General features: G+C 31.6%; 2 protein-coding genes and 1 pseudogene. All 3 read right to left on the minus strand.

The window, feature by feature from the left end:
* Positions 1 to 606 (minus strand): annotated as a pseudogene (locus D7V92_RS21540) (hypothetical protein); the annotation flags it as partial.
* A gap of 129 nt (positions 607 to 735) precedes the next feature.
* Complete coding sequence (locus tag D7V92_RS21545) at positions 736 to 1,200, minus strand: hypothetical protein (protein WP_121773764.1); 465 nt, start codon at positions 1,198 to 1,200, stop codon at positions 736 to 738.
* Between the two features lie 6 nt (positions 1,201 to 1,206).
* Positions 1,207 to 1,449, minus strand: a complete 243-nt coding sequence (locus D7V92_RS21550; protein WP_121773765.1) for a hypothetical protein — start codon at positions 1,447 to 1,449, stop codon at positions 1,207 to 1,209.
* Between the last annotated feature and the right edge of the window lie 448 nt (positions 1,450 to 1,897).

The following is a 1,897-nucleotide window of genomic DNA, read 5'->3' on the forward strand; positions in this document are numbered from 1 at the left end:
ATATTGCAAATTACAATAGTCAAGTCCTAAAGCATCATCTGTATAAGCCAAAAACAGTCCTCCAAGATTAGGTATATCAGTGTATTCGATTCCTTTATCAAATGAATCGTTACTAACCATCAGTCCTTTATCATTAAAATTATATTTATCTTCAACATCCTTTCGTCCGTTAAACATCAAAATGACAGAAGTCATATAATCACCAGAATAAGTATAACTCCAGATACCGCCATCATCCATTTCTCCTTTTTCAACATATCCTTTATCATTTAATGTATAGTTGGTTACTTTAGAAAAATCTTCTCCATCAGAATTTTGAATATCAACTTTTTCTGTAACACCATTTGTTGTATAAGTATAATTCGATACCCATGTTTTACTATAGCCTGAACTTTTATATGTATCTGTTATTTTAGAAACTTGTTCGCCTGAATATTCAATATTGAATAAACCTGTTCCCGATTGATCCTTGTAACTAATAGAGAGCAATCTCTTAACGGCATTCTCTGGATCAATGATATTATTATCATCATCGTCACCACAAGAAACGAAGTTTACACACAAAGCCACTGAAAGAATGGCTGTAAAAAATCTATTTGTTTTCATTTTTTTGCACAATATTAATGGATATTTTTCTTTATCTAATAAAGAAGTAAAACGATTTTAGATAGATTATTCTTCAATGTTTCACTTATTGTCTAAATATAAATTGGTTATCTCAGAATACATTTGTAATCATTTAAGATAATAAAAATCCTTATTCTGAGTCCCATAGGAATGTTTAACAAGAGCTTTCTTTCCATTGGTTGTTAAAGCAAAATAAAACAAGAACTGTATATCACGATAATTAGGCGCATATCCATGATTTCCATACCATTCTATTTCATTTCCTTGCTTAACACCTTTTCGATAAGTATCAGTATCTCCTTCATCACTATACTCAAAAATTACATTTATGTCTTCACCTTCTTCAATAACTGATACCTTCCCTTGACTTTCAATATTAAACCAGCATTCTTCTCCATAATTGGTATAATTACCAAGTCCATCAAAATAGAAAACCCCTGTTTCAATTGGTAGTATATCACTAACATAATCAGTCGTATTAGATTCAACACGTTCGTTATCATCATCACAAGAAATGAAGTTCACACACAAAACCAACGCTAAAATAGCTGTAAAAAATCTGTTTGTTTTCATAACCGATTACTTTTGATTGTTAAACTCATTCAGATCAAAAAGAAGCTCATCTCCCTTTTTATAAAGCCGAAGCATTTCAATAGATTTATCATCCAGCCATAAGCCTTCTGTTTTCAAAAAATCAACAGCCTGTGAATAAGACAAATCATTAAGAATGATAGGAGAATCACTAACCTTGTATTCCCTGTCAAAAGAACGATATAAAATATGTTCTTTACCATTGTACCTGAATTGAATTGTGTAATTCATACTCAAATAAATTTGCTTTTCCTTGTCCCCTATGGAAAGTGAAATAATAAAAAAGGTGTGGGAACACTATTTACTTTATCCTATTATCAGGCTCTCGCATTGCCTTTACCACGGATAAAGCAACAGCAACCCACACCAATAGGATATAGTTTACCCTTCACAGGTAAGTATATATCAAATGATGCGGGTGCTATTGCTATCATCTTCGTGGTAATTATTCAAATTTGCGAGATTTGATAATAGAAGATAATATCAATAACACCTTTCGTTAATTATGTCCTTCCACAGAGGTTCAACGCTATGAACGTGTAGAATTGCCACAAAGGTACGAAAAGTGTTTATACATCAACCAAGTAAGAGAATGAAAAATATTTACTTATCCTTGAATTTTTCTCTTATCCAGAAAAAGAGAAACAAACAGCCAGAAAACAGAAGAAAAAGTGCTGCT

It is taken from the genome of Parabacteroides sp. CH2-D42-20, from assembly GCF_003670185.1.
Lineage (GTDB): Bacteria > Bacteroidota > Bacteroidia > Bacteroidales > Tannerellaceae > Parabacteroides > Parabacteroides distasonis.

Coding starts and splice junctions, on each gene's coding strand:
- D7V92_RS21545 (WP_121773764.1), bottom strand. CDS start 1,200: ATGAAAACAAACAGATTTTTTACAGCTATTTTAGCGTTGGTTTTGTGT.
- D7V92_RS21550 (WP_121773765.1), bottom strand. CDS start 1,449: ATGAATTACACAATTCAATTCAGGTACAATGGTAAAGAACATATTTTA.